Annotated in this window: 1 protein-coding gene; it reads left to right on the forward strand. The window is 54.5% G+C overall.

All coding sequences use genetic code 11. From position 1 onward, the window contains the following. The coding region (locus tag NV64_RS22890) for a GTP-binding protein (RefSeq protein WP_146005551.1) at positions 1 to 514 on the forward strand (514 nt) is incomplete at both ends.

Raw genomic sequence — 514 nt, forward strand, 5'->3', positions numbered from 1 at the left:
GGTACTATCGGCCACGTTGACCACGGTAAAACTACCCTGACTGCTGCTATCACCACCGTTCTGGCTAAAACCTACGGCGGTTCTGCACGTGCATTCGACCAGATCGATAACGCACCAGAAGAGAAAGCTCGTGGTATCACCATCAACACTTCACACGTTGAATATGACACCCCAAGCCGTCACTACGCACACGTTGACTGCCCAGGCCACGCCGACTATGTGAAAAACATGATCACCGGTGCTGCGCAGATGGACGGTGCAATCCTGGTTGTTGCTGCGACTGATGGCCCAATGCCACAGACCCGTGAGCACATCCTGCTGGGTCGCCAGGTTGGCGTTCCGTTCATGATCGTATTCATGAACAAATGCGACATGGTTGACGACGAAGAGCTGCTGGAGCTGGTTGAAATGGAAGTTCGTGAGCTGCTGTCTGCTTACGATTTCCCTGGCGACGACATCCCGGTTGTTCGCGGTTCAGCACTGAAAGCCCTGCAGGGTGAAGCTGAGTGGGAAG

This window comes from Erwinia sp. B116 (assembly GCF_002865965.1).
In the GTDB taxonomy this organism is placed as follows: domain Bacteria; phylum Pseudomonadota; class Gammaproteobacteria; order Enterobacterales; family Enterobacteriaceae; genus Erwinia.